General features: G+C 41.6%; 16 protein-coding genes. 9 read left to right on the top strand and 7 right to left on the bottom strand.

The annotated features are described in order from the left end of the window. Positions 1-51 precede the first annotated feature (51 nt). A complete protein-coding gene (locus tag ACWATR_RS13765; RefSeq protein ID WP_460333116.1) occupies positions 52-399 on the bottom strand; it encodes a hypothetical protein in 348 nt (115 codons plus the stop codon). 774 nt (positions 400-1,173) lie between these two features. On the opposite strand from ACWATR_RS13765, the gene psbO reads away from it, so the two are divergent. From psbO to ACWATR_RS13720, 9 genes are all read left to right on the top strand, one after another. Then, positions 1,174-2,010, top strand: coding sequence for a photosystem II manganese-stabilizing polypeptide (gene psbO, locus ACWATR_RS13760; RefSeq protein ID WP_069070945.1), 837 nt, complete (start codon positions 1,174-1,176; stop codon positions 2,008-2,010). Positions 2,011-2,763: 753 nt separating this feature from the next. Further along, complete coding sequence (locus tag ACWATR_RS13755) at positions 2,764-3,540, top strand: RNA polymerase sigma factor SigF (RefSeq protein ID WP_460333112.1); 777 nt, start codon at positions 2,764-2,766, stop codon at positions 3,538-3,540. Positions 3,541-3,706: 166 nt separating this feature from the next. Further along, positions 3,707-4,558 (top strand): hypothetical protein, encoded by an 852-nt coding sequence (locus ACWATR_RS13750; protein ID WP_460333109.1) that lies wholly within the window; start codon positions 3,707-3,709, stop codon positions 4,556-4,558. A 2-nt stretch (positions 4,559-4,560) separates the two neighbouring features. Beyond that, positions 4,561-4,812: a hypothetical protein gene (locus ACWATR_RS13745; RefSeq protein ID WP_460333106.1), complete on the top strand. Its 252-nt coding sequence runs from the start codon at positions 4,561-4,563 to the stop codon at positions 4,810-4,812. 400 nt (positions 4,813-5,212) lie between these two features. Continuing rightward, positions 5,213-6,496, top strand: coding sequence for a serine hydroxymethyltransferase (gene glyA / locus ACWATR_RS13740; protein WP_460333103.1), 1,284 nt, complete (start codon positions 5,213-5,215; stop codon positions 6,494-6,496). A gap of 101 nt (positions 6,497-6,597) precedes the next feature. Then, the gene (locus tag ACWATR_RS13735) at positions 6,598-7,848 is read left to right on the top strand and encodes a competence/damage-inducible protein A (RefSeq protein ID WP_460333100.1); all 1,251 of its coding nucleotides are present in this window, start codon (positions 6,598-6,600) and stop codon (positions 7,846-7,848) included. Positions 7,849-7,950: 102 nt separating this feature from the next. Then, entirely contained in the window at positions 7,951-8,562 is a 612-nt protein-coding gene (locus tag ACWATR_RS13730; protein WP_460333097.1) for a hypothetical protein, read from the top strand. Positions 8,563-8,688: 126 nt separating this feature from the next. Then, positions 8,689-9,645 carry a hypothetical protein gene (locus tag ACWATR_RS13725; protein ID WP_460333094.1) on the top strand — a complete coding sequence of 319 codons (957 nt, stop codon included), beginning with the start codon at positions 8,689-8,691 and terminating at the stop codon, positions 9,643-9,645. Positions 9,646-9,979: 334 nt separating this feature from the next. Beyond that, positions 9,980-10,774 (top strand): LmeA family phospholipid-binding protein, encoded by a 795-nt coding sequence (locus ACWATR_RS13720; RefSeq protein ID WP_460340401.1) that lies wholly within the window; start codon positions 9,980-9,982, stop codon positions 10,772-10,774. A gap of 157 nt (positions 10,775-10,931) precedes the next feature. On the opposite strand, the gene ACWATR_RS13715 is transcribed toward ACWATR_RS13720, so the two are convergent. The 6 genes from ACWATR_RS13715 to ACWATR_RS13690 form a co-directional block, all read right to left on the bottom strand. Then, positions 10,932-12,323 carry a UDP-glucose dehydrogenase family protein gene (locus ACWATR_RS13715; RefSeq protein WP_460333091.1) on the bottom strand — a complete coding sequence of 464 codons (1,392 nt, stop codon included), beginning with the start codon at positions 12,321-12,323 and terminating at the stop codon, positions 10,932-10,934. Between the two features lie 147 nt (positions 12,324-12,470). After that, positions 12,471-13,421: a UDP-glucuronic acid decarboxylase family protein gene (locus ACWATR_RS13710; protein ID WP_460333088.1), complete on the bottom strand. Its 951-nt coding sequence runs from the start codon at positions 13,419-13,421 to the stop codon at positions 12,471-12,473. Positions 13,422-13,915: 494 nt separating this feature from the next. Then, positions 13,916-16,054, bottom strand: a complete 2,139-nt coding sequence (locus ACWATR_RS13705; protein WP_460340398.1) for a cation:proton antiporter — start codon at positions 16,052-16,054, stop codon at positions 13,916-13,918. A gap of 142 nt (positions 16,055-16,196) precedes the next feature. Further along, positions 16,197-16,853, bottom strand: coding sequence for an HAS-barrel domain-containing protein (locus tag ACWATR_RS13700; protein WP_460333085.1), 657 nt, complete (start codon positions 16,851-16,853; stop codon positions 16,197-16,199). 79 nt (positions 16,854-16,932) lie between these two features. Next, positions 16,933-17,130 (bottom strand): NAD(P)H dehydrogenase subunit NdhS, encoded by a 198-nt coding sequence (locus tag ACWATR_RS13695; protein ID WP_069070957.1) that lies wholly within the window; start codon positions 17,128-17,130, stop codon positions 16,933-16,935. A 63-nt stretch (positions 17,131-17,193) separates the two neighbouring features. Beyond that, on the bottom strand, positions 17,194-17,388 hold the full coding sequence (locus ACWATR_RS13690; RefSeq protein ID WP_460333081.1) for a hypothetical protein: 195 nt from the start codon (positions 17,386-17,388) through the stop codon (positions 17,194-17,196). Positions 17,389-17,415: the final 27 nt, after the last annotated feature.

The following is a 17,415-nucleotide window of genomic DNA, read 5'->3' as shown; positions in this document are numbered from 1 at the left end:
ATGAGGCGATCAGAGTTGTTAATTCAGAGTTAGAAATTTATTTCGAGATCATCAGCCAAAGGAGCGATCGCTCTCCAGAACTTCATGGTTATTTTCTTCGGGAGCCTCTTGTGGCAAATTCGCTAAAAATGCTTGTAGTCTCATGCGCTCAATATAAGGCCAGCCTCCCTCAGACTCAATATCTTTTAGTAGCGAGTAGAGTTGGCGACGATTAACAGGCAAACTCTCTTGAAAAACCCCATCCCGAATCTCTCGGTGTAACTGTTCCAATTGTCGCAGCAAAGCTAAAAGAGCTACAGTATCGCCTTGACAACCCTGGACTGCATCATGCACCACAGTTGCGATCGCTTGCACTTTACAGGACAACTCCCCTGATTCAATATTTTTGTTATCGTTCATGCCACCCTTTCCGTATAAATGAGGTCAACTCAAATTTACCGGAGATTTTTAATTTTCCCTAGTTTGTTCCCTGTCCCCTGTCCCCTCACTTGCCCTAGTCAGGGTTGAATATAACTAGATTTGTATCTTTATCAAAAGTAATTGCGATCGCTCCTAAAAGAGCGTAGTAACCTTTACCATAGCCTCCACAGCAGCTAGATGTGATCAGGACGAGACTTTCTTGGATTTTGAGTACTTTGATTTTGAGTTAAAAAAAATCGTATGATCTGGCTGATTTACCCATAAAACAATGGGCTGTATGTAGTGGCGTCACATACATGATACAAAAAGACTTGGGCGACGCCGCTTTTGCTATCAGCAAGAGCAAAGTGCGAAGCAGACACCCCTCTTCGCGCTCTTTGAGGCAAACATTTATGCTCCTCTGTGTGGAGATTACTCATCCACCCGCCCAACTCTAACAAATGCCACCAACAGTAAAACTGCTGGTTTTTTGCTCCCCTAGTAACACACATCCAAATATGGATTCAGTGTGCTACTTATTATGGGTTTTACACCCCAAGCTCAAGAGAGCGACACGTTTAGCTACGTTTAGCAGAGAAAAGTTTGAGCAGCTGACAACCTAAACTCCCGGACACTTGCTTCAACTTTCTTAATCAAAGCAAAGTCGTGTCTGAACAAAGGTAGCTTTTCGCAGAGTAGCGGCTTCTCATCAGAGATCAAAGCTTCGATGCAGTTTTACAACTTAGATATTAATTTTTGAGATTGAGGTTGACCATGAGGTATCGCGCTTTAATTGTTGCATTCTTGGCTTTGTGCCTAGGTCTAATAACTGCTTGTAGTGATGCACCTACTAGTAGTAGTGGTAGAGATGTACTTACTTACGATCAAATTCGTGGCACTGGCTTGGCTAACAAATGCCCCCAACTAGCAGAAACAAGCCGTGGTTCCATTCCCATTGATTCTAGCCAGTCTTATGCCATCAAAGAACTTTGCTTGGAGCCAACTAGCTTCTTCATCAAAGAAGAACCTGCTAATAAACGGCAAGAAGCAGAATTTGTTGCTGGCAAATTGTTGACCAGATACACTTCCACCATTGACCAGGTGCAAGGTGATCTAAAAATCAACTCAGATAATAGCTTGACCTTTACGGAAACTGATGGTCTTGATTTCCAAGCCATCACTGTGCAGCTTCCTGGTGGTGAGAGAGTACCTTTCCTCTTCACCATCAAAAACTTGGTTGCTCAAAGCCAACCCAGTTTGACCAGTATTAACACCTCTACGGACTTTGAAGGCACCTTCAAAGTTCCTTCTTATCGTGGTGCTGCCTTCCTAGATCCTAAAGGTCGTGGTGTTGTCAGTGGCTACGATAATGCCGTAGCGCTCCCCGCCCAAGCAGATGATGAAGAACTTACCCGTACTAACGTCAAGCGTGCTGAAAATCTCAATGGCAAGATTTCTCTGCAAATCGCTAAAATAGACAGTTCTAGCGGTGAAATTGCTGGTACTTTCGAGAGTGAACAGCCATCTGATACAGATTTAGGTGCTGGCGAACCTAAAGAAGTTAAGATTCGCGGTCTATTTTATGGACGGGTTGAACCTACTCGTGGCTAAATCTTTGGAAGTAAGGCAAATAACTGGCACTCAGAATGACAATTCTGTAAGTATCAGATTTGATCACAAAAGTTAACCTATCTACCCTCTTTTTTCAAGAGGGTAGATAGGTTTTTTACAAAGATGGAGAAAAGTTAAAGCCGAGCAAAATAGCTCTGGCAATTGGGAAAATTTTGATCCCTTAATTTTGTGGGTCACTTGATTCATCCCTTTAACCTTTTCCCTTTCATTAAAAGACTATAGAATTAAGTACAAAAAAGGGCTAGATGCCCTTTTTTTATTGGCTTGCGTAAATATACATAGTATTCTTTTAAATTATTTAGTCATTTTTAGTTATTAGATAAATCCCTGTTGAATAGACACGTAATTTTACTGTAAATATAACTTTTACTATTCCAACAAAAACCCGACTACTGTTGTTTTGTTTCTATAAATTAACTTCATCATGAATTAATTCAAGTTAAGTACAATCTCGGTTTGATATTTAGTGATTAATTTTATATTTTATTTCTATGTAGTTCTCAAAAAACCTACAGATCATACCAAAGATAAATAACCAACTAAATACCGATTTCGCCCATTTAAATTTTGCTCTATTGTCAAGCAATCTATGGAGTTTTGATAGAAAAGCTTTGTTATCTACCATAGTATTTGCTCGGAAATATAGCGCGATATTGTCTTTGATGTCGTGCGATCACAGCTTAATTTAAAAGCGAATAATTGATTCTTTATTTGCTCAATAAACCCGGTGCTATGCCTACCACAGTCACCACTGAACTAAAACACGAAATTTGGCAGTTGTTGCGAGAATATCAGCAATCTCCGTCAGAAAATATCCGTAATCAACTGGTAAAACTCAATTTTGGACTTGTGAGAAAAGAAGCTCACTACTGGACAAATCAATGTCATGAAACCTACGATGATTTGCTCCAGGTTGGATGTTTGGGTTTAATCAGAGCTATTGAAAGATTTGAACTTTCCAAGGGACATGCCTTCAGTTCCTACGCTCTTCCTTATATTCGGGGTGAAATTCAACATTATCTCCGAGATAAAGGTGTCACCGTGCGAATTCCTCGGAAATGGTTAGCCCTCCAACAGCAAGCAATAGGAATATCACGTTCTTGGCGTGAAAAACATAATCGCCAACCAACCGACTCGGAATTAGCAACAGCACTAGAAATTTCTCCAAACGAATGGCAAGAGATTAAATTAGCATGGGTCAATCGCGCTCCCTTAAGTCTCGATGTGCCAATCCAAGATGGAGAAGAAGGTTCTACCTGCTTGGGAGAATTGGTTCCAGATCCTCACTATCGAAGCTTTCAACTGGCACAAGAAGACCAACTTCGCTTACAACAAGCGTTAGTTCAGCTAGAAAAACGTACCCGCGATGTGTTGGAATGTGTGTTTTTGCAAGATTTAACCCAAAAACAAGTTGCAGAGCATCTGGGTATCAGTGTAGTTACGGTTTCCCGTAGAGTCAAGAAAGGTCTGGATTTGATGAAAGAGCTTATGGGTGTGGCTGAGGACTAACTGCAAACAAACACCAACCCGCAGTTATGCTGGATAGGCAGTGCTAAAAATAACCCTTGAAATGTAAAAAACTAGGTTATAAAGGGAACATACTTTGCCTTTAATACACATTTCAGGCATGTTGATTTCCATGTTTCAATTTTCCAATGGCTTTTGAGAACAGCTCATGGGCAGAACTTCAAAAATTACAATTGCAGCTATTTTAACTTTGGCGATCGCTGGATGTGCTTCTGAAGATACACAACAAGCAGTCAATCCTGTACCAATTCCCAAAATAGCCACAAAGTCGCCACCAGCGGCTCAATCCTTTAAGAATCCAGTGATACCTGCCAAACAGGTTTCACAAGTTAATCCTGCATCTGCTAACTTGATTCAATCCACTAATGCTACACAACGGGCACGAGAACTTGTGGTATCAAAAGATCGAAGTGACCCCTTTACACAACTTTTCGGGCAAACGGTTCCCGGAATGCTTCAAACGTCTAGAAGACCTCTTCCCGTGTTGCCTAAGTTACCTACTGCATCATTAGCAGTACGAAAACTTCCAGCACGTAGCATAGCTTTAAATCCAAAGAAAAATAACGTTTCTTCTGTAGCAAAAAAAGTCAATCCTACCTTGACTTCAGTTTTACCCAAGGTTTTGCCTCAAGTTGTCCCCAACCCAACTTTAGCCTCTGTATTGCCACCACCAGCACAACCTGAATTAGCAAGGGCAGTGGTTGTGACTGGTGTAGTTCTAATTAGTAAGGAACCACAGGCAATTATCAAAGTACCCGATGAGCCGACAAGTCGCTATGTACAAGCGGGACAGCGATTGGCAAATGGCGTACTGATTAAACGTATTGAAATGAATCAGGGCTACAACCCCATCGTGATTTTGGAACAATTTGGTATTGAAGTTGCCAAAATGGTAGGGGAAGGGGCTGTCACTTCAACGCCGTCAGCGGCATCTGCTACCGGCAATCCTATTTCAGTGACAACGCCTCTCCAAAATTCTCTTAATGTGGGAGCTTCATAAAGATGGAGAGTAAGGAAAAAATTGAATTCGCTAGTTTGCCTTTAGCTGTTTATAGAGAAATAGCAGCGCATTTACATCAAGTCGAAGGGGTGGAAGTGGATTTAATTCCCCAGTCATCCCAGCAGTTTGATTACAATCAAAGTCAAATTGCTGGTTTGAGCCTCTCGTGGACAGCAAACTCTGGTTCAGAAAGTCGGCAACGAGTTAACCAGATTTTGGCTTACTATCAAAATCGCTATGTGAATCCTATTTGATTTTTTGATTTGTGAGAATTGCAACCCGCAGAACCCCGACTTCTTTAAGAAGTCGGGGTTCTTGTTGCTTACGAATGATTAAGTAGGGCAATCTTGTCTGAAGTTCGTTTTCATCCCCGAAAGGGAACTAAACGCCTTTCTCTCTTTCTCATAAAGAATACTGTCTAACGACCTCACAACACACAGCAAGGTGAGGATTTCAAAAAGCAAGGTTATGATTATTAATGCATTAATTGAGCTTGGGTCTAATAATAAATAAGTTGGCACAAATAAACCTCAGAGTACGGAGACGATTAATCGCCTCTGTACAGCAGTCAAAAACTATTGCTCTTGACTGTTATTTAGGTGCTTTATCCAACCCAAATCAGCCGTTGTACAAATTTCCATAAGGATAATTGAAGTGACTAAGACTAATTCAGACTTTCTTTCCTCCGGTGATCCAGCGATCGCGGGGTTAATCAACGACGAACTACAGCGTCAGCGAGATCACTTGGAGTTGATTGCTAGTGAAAATTTTACCTCCGCCGCTGTACTGGCGGCTCAAGGTTCGGTACTAACAAATAAATATGCCGAAGGTTTACCTGGTAAACGCTACTATGGCGGTTGTGAGTTTATCGACAAAATCGAGCAAGTAGCGATCGACCGTGCTAAACAGATATTTGGTGCTGCTCATGCGAATGTGCAACCCCATTCTGGCGCACAAGCTAATTTTGCAGTGTTCCTATCGCTGTTGCAACCAGGGGACAAAATTATGGGGATGGATTTGTCTCATGGAGGACATCTTACCCACGGTTCCCCTGTAAATTTTTCAGGTAAGTGGTTCCAAGTTAGCCACTATGGTGTCAGTCAACAAACAGAACAACTTGACTATGACCAAATTCGAGAGCTGGCGCTAAGGGAGCGTCCTAAGCTGCTGATTTGTGGTTATTCGGCTTATCCCCGTATCATTGACTTTAAAAAGTTCCGTAGTATTGCTGATGAAATCGGCGCTTACTTACTTGCCGATATTGCTCACATTGCTGGCTTAGTTGCTAGTGGTCTTCATCCCGATCCCATTCCTCATTGTCATGTAGTTACAACAACTACACATAAAACTCTACGTGGGCCTAGAGGTGGTTTAATTTTGACTGGTGACGCAGAACTAGGTAAAAAGCTAGATAAATCTGTTTTTCCTGGTAGCCAAGGCGGGCCATTGGAACACGTCATTGCTGGTAAAGCAGTGGCTTTTGGAGAAGCTCTCAAGCCTGAGTTTAAAACCTATTCTGCCCAAGTGATTGAAAATGCTCGTGCTTTAGCAGAACAACTACAAAATCGAGGTTTAAAATTAGTGTCAAATGGCACTGACAACCATTTAATATTAGTAGATTTACGCTCTGTCAATCTAACTGGTAAGCAGGCGGATCAGCTAGTTAGTAGCGTGAATATTACTGCTAACAAAAATACTATTCCCTTTGATCCACAATCGCCATTTGTTACCAGTGGTCTGAGGTTAGGTTCTCCAGCTATGACCACGCGGGGCTTAGGAGTAGCAGAATTTACCGAGATTGCAAATATTATTAGCGATCGCCTACTTTCTCCAGATTCCGAGGTAGTAACCCAAGATTGTCGGCAACGGGTAGCGGCATTGTGCGATCGCTTCCCCTTATACCCTCACCTGGAAATCCCTGTACCAGCACTAGCATAATTGGGCATGGGGCATGGGGCATTGGTAATAAATAGTTCTTCTTCCCCATTCCCCACTCCCTATTCCCCACTCCCCATTCCCCATTCCCCATTCCCAATCCAATGAGTGCAGAAATTATTTGTGTTGGTACTGAACTGCTGCTAGGAGATATCCTCAACGGCAATGCTCAATTTTTGGCGCAACAATTAGCGCAGCTAGGTATCCCCCATTACTATCAAACAGTTGTTGGGGATAACCCAGAACGTTTGAAAGAAGTTATAGAAATTGCTATTTCCAGAGCGCAAATTCTCATTTTCACTGGTGGACTGGGCCCAACACCAGATGATCTCACCTGCGAAACCATCGCCGATTTTTTTAAAGTCCCCTTGGTAGAACGCTCTGACATCATCGAAGACATAACCCAGAAATTCGCCCAACGTGGTCGGGTTATGTCACCAAGTAACCGTAAACAAGCTTTGATTCCCCAAGGTGCAGAAATTCTCCCCAACCCCACTGGGACAGCACCCGGTATCATTTGGCAACCTCGTCCTGAAATCACAATTTTTACTTTTCCCGGTGTTCCCAGTGAAATGTACCCGATGTGGGAAGAAACAGCCGTCCCATTTCTCAAAAGTCAAGGTTGGGGTAAAGAAATTATTTACAGCCGGAGTTTAAAGTTTTGGGGTATTGGTGAATCTGCTTTGGCCGAAAAAGTTGCTTCCTACTTGAAGTTGCCAAATCCCACAGTAGCCCCTTATGCAGGTAAGGGGGAAGTAAGATTGCGAGTCTCTGCTAAAGCAACTTCAGAAGCAGCCGCAGAAGAACTAATTGCGCCCATTGAGAAACAACTTAAAGAAATCGCCGGACTGGATTTTTACGGTGTTAATAACGATACTCTTGCTTCCGTGGTCGGTCAGCTGTTGCGGACATCAAAAGAAACGCTTTCAGTCGCAGAATCTTGCACTGGTGGCGGTTTAGGACAAATGTTAACTGAGATTGCTGGGAGTTCTGATTACTTTTGGGGTGGAGTAATTTCTTATGACAATTCGGTGAAGGTTGGGCTGCTGGGGGTTAAGCAGGAAGATTTAGAGAAATTTGGGGCGGTAAGTGCGATCGTTGCAGAGCAAATGGCAATTGGGGTAAAAACCAGACTTTCAACCACTTGGGGACTGAGTATTACTGGTATTGCTGGCCCAACTGGAGGGACAGACACTAAGCCAGTGGGTTTAGTTTACGTTGGTTTAGCTGGGCCAGACGATGAAGTAGCAAGTTTTGAGTATCAGTTTGGCACAGTGCGAGGACGCGCTCTAATTCGTCATGTCAGTGCTAATGCAGCGTTGGATAATCTGCGGCGGAAGTTGTTAACGAGGTAGGAGGCCTATTATGTTTGTCATACAAGTTGTATGACAAGCGAACCTATTGAAAATCTGATGTTATTTTAAAAAGCTCAATTACGAATTACGAATTATCCAAGTATGAGCAAAACACCCATCCTGCAGCCAAATCACTCATACACTTTCAGAAGCTATTTTGAGATGTTATTCGAGCCAGAAGATATACTGGCTGAATTTGGCTATTCTTTAAAACGTTCCTCTCTCAATCAACAAAAGTCCACCATTGAATTAGATAGACTAGTAAATCTCAAATCTAGGATTGAGGAGAGTTTACCATATATTAGTTTGACTAGTGAAGCAGCCCGCAGAGAGTTACTAATTGCACCAATTTTATTGGATGTTGTTCATTACACTCAAGCCCAACTTAGAATCGAATATCCTCTTATAGTTACAGAACAATTAAAAGGTTCCCTTGATTATTATTTGCACGCAGACCATAAACTTTTAGTTGTAGAAGCTAAAAATGCTGATTTGGCAAGGGGCTTTACCCAGCTTGCTGTAGAACTGATTGCTATTGATGCGTGGACTGACTCTCAAGAGGCAAATTTACAAGGGGCTGTTTCTACAGGGGATATTTGGCAATTTGGTCTACTGAATCGAGAAAGTAAACAAATAACTCAAGACCTGAATTTATATCGTGTTCCTGCTGACATAGACGACTTACTTCGGATTTTGGTGGCGATACTGAGCTAATACTGACATATTTGATGGGCACTAGCCACAGAAGACTAATTGAGGTTATTCTTTCTTAATTTATTATCTAATTGGTAAACGCGTAATATTTCTATCTGCTAAAGCGGTTTTGGAACTACAGAGAAAATGAATTTTTTATTAAGAGCTATTCTGTTGCTAATTAATTTAGGAACAGGAGGTTATTTTATTCTAGCTAATCCTCTAAAGTTTTCCGATCAAACATCAACTAAACTTACTTTTCATATTCGACCAAAAGTATTTCTAGGTATGGGACTACTTTTGAGTCAGTTTATAGTTTACTTTTTATTTAGTACTTTGATGTTTGCACCTATTACACAACTTGTTTGTAATCGTTCTACAAACAATATAGCTATTTCAAATAATAATTTAAATACAATGCAAAATACTCTAACAGTCGAATGTAAATTAACAAACAATGATTGGTTTGGTCAAGAAAAAAGTCAAATAATAGTTTCTGAGTTACTAGAGGCTAAATTGGAAACTACAATTGAAACTGATAGTCAGGTTAAACCTACTAAACCTAATTATGTGTATGAGATTTTGCTATTGAATAATACAGATAAATTTCCTTTTACACGTGTTAAATACCCAAAAATCAAATTTGAAGAATTGCAATCAATAGTATTAAAAATTAATAATTTTTTGACAAATCCAGCAGAGAAGAATTTATCAGTTAAACTTGATGATAGCTTAGTTGGTTACATTTACTTTATCATTGCTATATTTTGTGGAATATTAGCGTTCTTAATAGCAGGGGCAGGCATATTTATCACTTGTAACCTTGATAAAGAAGCAAATATTGTAAAGCTTAGTCGTTACAGGTGGTTTGGAACGTTAGGAAAAACAGTTTTTCAATATTCTTTGAACGAAATTACTGATGTTAAGCTTGAACGTATTGATACTAGTATAGACGAATACTTCTTTCGGGTTATTTTAGTACTAGAATCGGGGAAAAATTTACCATTAACGCCCAATTATACTTCAAATTATATCAATGGAGATTCTATAGTTAGAGTAACTAAAGATTTTCTGGAAATAAAACATAAAGATAGCGCTAGATAAAAGTGTGGGATTGGTAGGCTCAGAAAAATATGAGTTCTGAAACAAGCTACGTCTCGCGTAAGCTTTTTAATAAAATTTGTATCCTCTATAATTTAATTATTTCACCTTGAGATTTATATATTTCAATAGCTTTATGACAATCTTTTAATACTGCTTGTATGTCTACTAAAGAAAATGGGTAGTACATTTATAAACAGTAATATTTTATACATAAGCTCATCAACCATCAGCTACCCTATGCCTACCCATCAGCACAATTAATCACGGGATCGCTTGCTGTATTCTTCACAGTTTGTTACAAAAGTATAAAGAACTTCTAGAGACTAAAAACCACATGTTCGGCGGACTTACTGGTTTACAAGATCCTAAAGGCACTGATTGGGGAGAGCGGATGCTCAATACAGTCGCCAGCCAAACGATTCGCCACCTGTTTACCCAAAGCGAGTCAGTAGAAGTCTTTGTGCGCTGCTACCCCTCCAGCAAACTGTTGCAAGGCAGCATTGATAGCTTCAAAATGAGCGGTCGTGGCTTGGTGATTCGGAAAGATTTCGCGGTAGAGGAGATGTCCTTTGAAACCGATGCGGTGGCTATTGACTTCGGCTCGGTTTTAAGTGGCAAACTTAGTCTTAAGCAACCCACTCAAGCGATCGCTCAAGTCATATTATCAGAAGCAGGCATCAACCAAGCCTTTAATGCGGAACTGGTGAAAAAGCGTCTGCTTAACCTCACCGTACCATCCCTGACGGCATTATCTGGCGGTGAACCAGTCTCTTTTACGGATGTCCAGGTACAGCTATTGCCAGAGAATCGCTTACAGCTTGTAGCAAAAGCAGATTTAAATAATGGTCAACTCGTACCCCTGAGCATGATTTTAACTGTAGGCATTGAAAGGCGGCGGCGAGTTTCTTTCAAAGATCCAAAAATTCAACTTGACCAAGTACCAGAAGCACAACGAGAAATCTCGCAAACCTTGAGCGTAGCGCTGGTAGAAATTTTAGATAATATGGTTGATCTTGATCGTTTTGACCTTGATGGAGTGAAAATGCGGCTCAATCGATTAGAAACTGAAGGTCAAAAACTTATTTTCAGTGGATATGCTGAAATTGAACGTGTTCCAAGTAGCTCTTAACACAATTTTACACGTAAAAATACAAAGTCAAGCTTTAAACAAATTAAATACCGCCTAGATTCATCTAGGCGGTAGTTTAAATTATTAGATTTTGAAAGGAGTTAGAAGTTAGTAATTAATTTTTATTTATCACTCCTAACTCCTAACTCCTAGCTCTCTATCTTCCCACGCCTACATACTGGAATCCAGCCCGGATCATTGCTTCGGGATCGAGGAAGTTACGACCATCGATGATAACTGGGTGGGCCATCAATTTTGCCATCTTCACATAGTCGAGAGTGCTGAACTGCTGCCATTCGGTGACAAGTACTAAGGCATCACAGCCGTCAGCAAGTCTTTCGGCATCGGTTTCTACTAATACCCCAGAAAGCCCATGACGCATACCTGTTTGAGAAATAATGGGATCGTAGGCTTTAACTTTGGCTCCTAGTCTGTTTAGCTGCTCAATTAGGATGAGTGCTGGGGCATCGCGCAAGTCGTCGGTATCTGGCTTGAAGGTCAGTCCGAGTAGTCCAACTGTTTTGCCTTTGAGAATTTTCAGAACTTGTTGGAGTTTCTCCAAAGCAATCAACCTCTGGCGTTCATTGACACTGACAGCAGCTTTCATTAGCTGGGCTTCATAGCCATAATCATCAGCAGTGTGAATTAGGGCGGAGACATCTTTGGGGAAACAAGAACCACCCCAACCAATACCAGCTTGTAAAAACTTGTTACCAATGCGGGAATCTAGACCGATACCTTTAGCTACTTGGGTGACATCAGCACCGACGCGATCGCAAATATTCGCAACTTCGTTAATAAAACTAATTTTAGTGGCTAAGAAAGCATTAGCGGCGTATTTGATCATCTCCGCCGAACTCAGGTCTGTTGCCAGAATTGGTACAGGAGGTAAAGATTGATCGTCAGCGTACTTGCGTTCCACGATTGGGGCATACAGTTGTTGCATTAAGGCTACTGCTCTTTGGCTATTGCCTCCTAGTACAATGCGATCGGGGTTAAAGGTGTCGTGAACTGCCGAACCTTCGCGCAAAAATTCTGGATTGCTGACTACATCAAACTCGGCTACAAATTCAGGTAATTTCTCATCACTTGGCACGCCACCTGCGGGTATCAGTGTTTTTTGCCGCTCTGCAACACCATCTAGAACAAGCATCCGCACCCAGTCACCTGAGCCAATGGGTACGGTAGATTTATTAACTATGACCTTATAACCACCGTTGAGATTTTCGCCAATCCCACGAGCTACAGCTTCAACATAACGAGTATCACTTTCACCAGTGGGTAAAGGTGGCGTTCCCACAGCAATAAACAGAATTTCTCCGTGGGAAACTCCAGCAGCAAGATCACTAGTAAAATGAATTTTCTCTGCTTGAATAGCAGACTGCATAATTTCTGAGAGTCCCGGCTCAAAAATTGGGGACTGCCCAGACTTCATTAACTTAACTTTTTCTTCGTTGTTGTCTACGCAAATTACATCATGCCCAATATGAGCCAAGCAAGCACCTGTAACTAAACCAACATAACCAGTACCAATCACGCAAACACGCATTTTTTAACTCCTCACTTTTTTGGGATTAGTCTTCAAAAAGAAGTTCTCAATTTGACACTTATACACTGCCATGAAACTCAGCCACTAAGTATATTTAGCTATTGAGGATGAGCCTACACGAAAATTCAGAGCGCCCCTAGGGGCTGCTTAGATGGTTGAATTATTGATATCGCTTTGAATGCGATCGCGAAAATCTTCTATTGTCAGTTTTAACCCCTCTTGCAGAGGAATGGTAGGTTCCCAATTTAACCAAGTTTTTGCCTTTGTGATATCAGGTTGGCGACGTCGGGGATCATCCGAAGGTAGTGCCTCGAACTTAATCTGGGCCTCCGGGTTGATCATATTTTGCACCGTTTGTGCCAATTGTAAAATCGTGTATTCACCAGGATTACCCAGGTTGACCGGGCCAATGTAGTCGCTATTCATTAGGCGGATGAATCCTTCTACCAAATCCGAAACATAGCAGAAACTACGAGTTTGCGAACCATCACCATAGACGGTTAAAGGATTACCCCGCAAGGCTTGAACTATAAAGTTGCTCACCACTCGACCATCGTTTTCTAACATTCTCGGCCCGTAAGTGTTGAATATCCGAACAACTCGAATATCAACTTTATTTTGCCTGTAGTAATCAAATGCTAGAGTTTCAGCAATTCTTTTACCCTCGTCGTAGCATGAACGTATCCCAATGGGATTGACGCTACCCCGATACTCTTCAGTTTGGGGATGAACTTCTGGATCACCGTATACTTCACTAGTTGAAGCTAAGAAAAACCTAGCTTTTACACGTTTAGCCAGCCCCAACATATTCAGTGTTCCCATCACGTTAGTTTTAACGGTTTTAACTGGGTTGTACTGGTAATGTACTGGTGAAGCTGGACAAGCTAAATGATAAATTTGATCTACTTCTAACCGAATTGGTTCGGTTATATCGTGGCGAATCAGTTCAAAGTACGGATGACCCAACCATTTAAGAATGTTGCGTTTGTGGCCAGTGTAAAAATTATCCAAGCATATTAATTCATGCCCAGCAGTCATTAATCGGTCGATGAGATGGGAACCAATAAACCCAGCACCGCCCGTCACCAAAATTCTCATAGTTTCCCAGTTAATTACAAATATTTTCAGTAGCTATTGCACTTACTTTTAGATTACCCAGCTTGGGTACAAAAATACAAAACAAAAAAGAACAAGGCTTCATCAAAAAGTATTGTTGAACTTACCTATTTTTTTACGGATGTAGTTTTGTTATATTTTTACCTTTTTGCTTAAGAATTTAATTAGCAAAGTAACAAACTTAGTCTAAAGATTATCAATCTTCATCTAAAGTTCATCAAATCTTCAATAAGATAAACTGTTTTTATGGTTGCTACTATTCTCATTTTGATGCAAAGTAGCAGGAAGTAGTTTGAAACTCGTCCAATTTCAAGGTCTTACCATTACCATAGTCAACCTGTGTCGCGCTTGCTAACATTCAGCCCTGCACTTGAGTGCAGAGACTGACACTATTCCACTAAAACTCATGCTACAAATATTTTTGTCAATGGTATCACAGTTCAAGTCTACTCAAATGGACTGAACTATGGCTGATATTATACAGCAGATGTAATGCTAGTAGCCGCATTAGAGGTAATTACATTAGTTTGAGTGCGTTGCGGTTCTCCAAGCATGACGATGGAGCAAGTGAGTTGGCTGGCTAACTGGGTAGTGACATCGCTAATGGTTAACCCTCCAGGACTGGTACGATTACGTATAAAAGGTAAAACGACTAAATCATATAATCGTGCTGCCTGCAAAATTGCTTGGGCAACATTTTCATGAGCGATGATTTGAATTTCTGGGGCATTGGTCAAAACCAATTTAGATACTAAGAGTGAGAGATGCGATCGCCTCCAAGCAATTTTACTAGAACTAGTGCGGCGATCGCACACATTCAGCACAGTAATGTGGCTCTGATTTGCTTCTGCCAGCATTTGGGCAAATTGTACAGGCTGTAATGTGGGTGCTGTTAGGTTCTCTATTGGTACTAAGATGCGCTGAATTTTTTTCGGTGATTCTACTAGACGTGTCACCGCTACTGGACAATGGGAAGCCCAAAGCACACCATCAATCACATTCCCAAATAAACGCGCTCGTAACCCAGTGCGTTTACCCCAACCCATAACAATTAAATTAGCCTTTTGTTCACGAGCGGCTCTGCTAATTCCCTGAGCAAAGGCATCATCAATCCGCAGCACTGGTTCCGTCGGTACGCCCAAGATTCGACTTTGTGCAGTGGCTTTGGTTAATAATTGCTCACTCCGTTTTAGAGAGGCTTCTAACTGCGGTGCATCCATGTGAGCAACAGCATTAGCGATCGCCAGTGGTACAATTTTGCCCTGAGACTGACGTGCTAATAACGCCGCCATTTCAATCAAATACTGCTGAGTATGAGGATTATATACAGGCACAACTATAGTAAAAGCACTATCTATCTCTGGTGCTTTCTGCTGGTCAGGTAAGGGTGGTGGTGGATCTTCTGCTACTGAGGAATTCAAACCAACAGCTATTCGACTGGTAATCAAAGGGCCCAAGGTTGATGTGACAACCATTAAGACAATGATGCTGTGTAATACTTCTAGTGGCAGCAACTCAGCCCGATATCCCACTAACGTTGCTGCTAAGGTTGTAGTAACCTGGGGAAGTGACAGCGACCACATCGTTAGCATTTCTTGCCAGTTATAGCGGTAAACCAGTTTCGTTAATAAAGCTGCAATCAATTTACTGACAACCAAACCAACGATCATCAATAGCGTTAATTTCAGCGTGTCTAGGTTATTTACAAAGGCGGGTAGATTGATCAGTAAACCAAGATCAACAAAGAAAATGGGAATGAACAGCACACTGCCAATAAATACCACCTTTTCTTTGACTGGGCCTTCACCCACAGCTTCATTCACCGCCAAACCAGCTAAAAAAGCACCAACAATTTTTTCTACCCCAATCAATTGAGCACCCACAGCCGCTAGAAACACAGAAAGCAACACAAACAAAAATTTGTTTCCTTCGTCGTCTCCAGACCGCTTGAAAAATTCTTTGCCTGCCCAATCAAAGCCTGTGACAACGGCAACAGAGTAAATAGTTAACCGACCAGACAAAGTGAGTAGTTCTGCAAAGCTGAATGCTTCATCATCAGCCATAGCTACACAAACGGCTAATATTAGCACTGCACCAATATCTGTAAAAATCTTAGCTCCAGTGGTGACAGTAACAGCTTCGTTGTTTACCACTCCCAAACGACTGATTATGGGATATGCCAAAAGGGTATAGGAAGCAAATAAAGAGCCAATTAAGATTGAAGTATTCCAGCCATAGCCTAAAATTAGTCCTACTAGGGTTCCCATTACCAGGGGTACACTGAAAGTCAGGCTAGCAAATCCAAAAGCACGACTTTTCTGGCGGCGAAACTGTTCTAGATCAACTTCTAGCCCTGCGACAAACAGTAAATAAATTAGCCCAATGTCTGACAGTAGGTTAATCATCGGTGAGTCAGACTGGAATAAATTCCAACCTGAAGGCCCAAGTACTAGCCCTGAGAAAACCAAACCCACTAATCCTGGTAATCTTAGTCGCTCAAACATTATGGGTATAACTAAGATGACCACCAGCAAAATAGCAAAGGGAACAATTGGTTCCTTGCCAAGAACTTGGGAAGTTGGTTCCAGAACAAGAACTTGTGATATTAGTTCCATCATGTAGGAATTGAAGGGGCTATGGTAAAACTGCGATTACCTTGGGGGCGATCGCCTGATCGATATAAACAAAGAAGCCACCTGACGAAAAATCAAAAACCTTAACTTACACTAACTAGGCAATTGTCTCAGAACTAACTACCTACGGGTGGATTTGACTCAAAATGAACCGCAAGCGATCGTAGTCGTCTTTAAGTAGCACACTCAAGTTACGTCCAGCTTTAATTAGCCATTCTCGGTCAGCTTTGCGTAACTGGTATACATCTCGAATGGCAGCTGCGGTCAAAGACTCTATTGGCGCACCATTGATACAAAGGAGTGTCCTTAAGAAATCTAGTTCTTCAGTAAATTTAATGATAGCTTCTGGTTCACACCGATAAACAGCCTGATGGATTTGCGGGGGACGGGGTGGTAGATACTGATATACTCTTTGGTTATAACTTTGATTTTGCGAAGATAGTTCAAAGCCTACGATCGCAGCCCGAAATTCCGTTCTCAGCATGGCAAATATTTGGGGTTGTTCCTCCCGTAAATCTTGCAATGACAATCCCAATGCTCTCGCCCGATGTACGGAATATATGGGCATCGTTGTGGCATAATACACTACAGCATAAATTTGATTACCAGATTCTTCATCTACAGAGCAGACCCAACTACCAAAGGGTGGCATGGAGGGAAAGCTCAAGTCTTCTGGTTCTAAACACTGAGCTAAGAATTCAGTACTAGTAGTTTCAATCACCTCCGCAATGTGGTTGGGATGGCGATCGCCAGTGGCAAACTGTGGTAGGGGGAGGCGCATAGTAATTTAGTCATTAGTCATTGGTCATTAGTCATTAGTTTTTGCCAAATGACAACGGACAAATGACTAATGACTAATTTTATTTGGCTTTTTTACGTCCGGCTGTGGTCTCTACGAGTTCCAATTCGCTCAGGCGGAAGGTAACTAATTTATCCCAGTTACCACCCTCAAATAATACGGCTACTTTGCCATCAGTTAGTCGTTGCACGAGTCCTTCGTAGCGATAATAGGTATCTGCGGGATTGTTGACGCGAACAGTTGCTCCAGGCAGAATCATGTTTTTAGCCTCGTTTGTTTCCTTTTAATAGCTTAATACTTGTCATTAGTCATTTGTCATTAGTCATTGGTCATTAGCGAATAGCACTAAGTTAAGATACAGCCCTTGCCCTGACTTCCAGGGAAAGCATTCTGGGAGGGCTGCTGCCTTTAGTGGCTTGACCAGAGGCAGCAGCCCATTCGGAATACATTTTCCAGTATTGAGGCTGGGAACAAGACTACACAAAGCTTTAGGCTTTTCTTTGTGCCATTCGGTCATTAGCCAAGGACAAAGGACTAATGACTA

The organism is Nostoc sp. UIC 10890, from assembly GCF_054786515.1.
The sequence above is the reverse complement of the archived record's forward strand: the minus strand, read 5'-3'. Positions and strand labels throughout refer to the sequence as shown.

Bases quoted from the DNA above. Each gene is read 5' to 3' on its own strand.
- ACWATR_RS13725 (WP_460333094.1), top strand. From the start codon at position 8,689: ATGAATTTTTTATTAAGAGCTATTCTGTTGCTAATTAATTTAGGAACA.
- ACWATR_RS13730 (WP_460333097.1), top strand. From the start codon at position 7,951: ATGAGCAAAACACCCATCCTGCAGCCAAATCACTCATACACTTTCAGA.
- ACWATR_RS13715 (WP_460333091.1), bottom strand. From the start codon at position 12,323: ATGCGTGTTTGCGTGATTGGTACTGGTTATGTTGGTTTAGTTACAGGT.
- ACWATR_RS13700 (WP_460333085.1), bottom strand. From the start codon at position 16,853: ATGCGCCTCCCCCTACCACAGTTTGCCACTGGCGATCGCCATCCCAAC.
- ACWATR_RS13745 (WP_460333106.1), top strand. From the start codon at position 4,561: ATGGAGAGTAAGGAAAAAATTGAATTCGCTAGTTTGCCTTTAGCTGTT.
- ACWATR_RS13750 (WP_460333109.1), top strand. From the start codon at position 3,707: ATGGGCAGAACTTCAAAAATTACAATTGCAGCTATTTTAACTTTGGCG.
- ACWATR_RS13720 (WP_460340401.1), top strand. From the start codon at position 9,980: ATGTTCGGCGGACTTACTGGTTTACAAGATCCTAAAGGCACTGATTGG.
- ACWATR_RS13765 (WP_460333116.1), bottom strand. From the start codon at position 399: ATGAACGATAACAAAAATATTGAATCAGGGGAGTTGTCCTGTAAAGTG.
- ACWATR_RS13690 (WP_460333081.1), bottom strand. From the start codon at position 17,388: ATGACCGAATGGCACAAAGAAAAGCCTAAAGCTTTGTGTAGTCTTGTT.
- ACWATR_RS13705 (WP_460340398.1), bottom strand. From the start codon at position 16,054: ATGGAACTAATATCACAAGTTCTTGTTCTGGAACCAACTTCCCAAGTT.
- ACWATR_RS13695 (WP_069070957.1), bottom strand. From the start codon at position 17,130: ATGATTCTGCCTGGAGCAACTGTTCGCGTCAACAATCCCGCAGATACC.
- ACWATR_RS13735 (WP_460333100.1), top strand. From the start codon at position 6,598: ATGAGTGCAGAAATTATTTGTGTTGGTACTGAACTGCTGCTAGGAGAT.
- ACWATR_RS13710 (WP_460333088.1), bottom strand. From the start codon at position 13,421: ATGAGAATTTTGGTGACGGGCGGTGCTGGGTTTATTGGTTCCCATCTC.
- ACWATR_RS13755 (WP_460333112.1), top strand. From the start codon at position 2,764: ATGCCTACCACAGTCACCACTGAACTAAAACACGAAATTTGGCAGTTG.
- psbO (WP_069070945.1), top strand. From the start codon at position 1,174: ATGAGGTATCGCGCTTTAATTGTTGCATTCTTGGCTTTGTGCCTAGGT.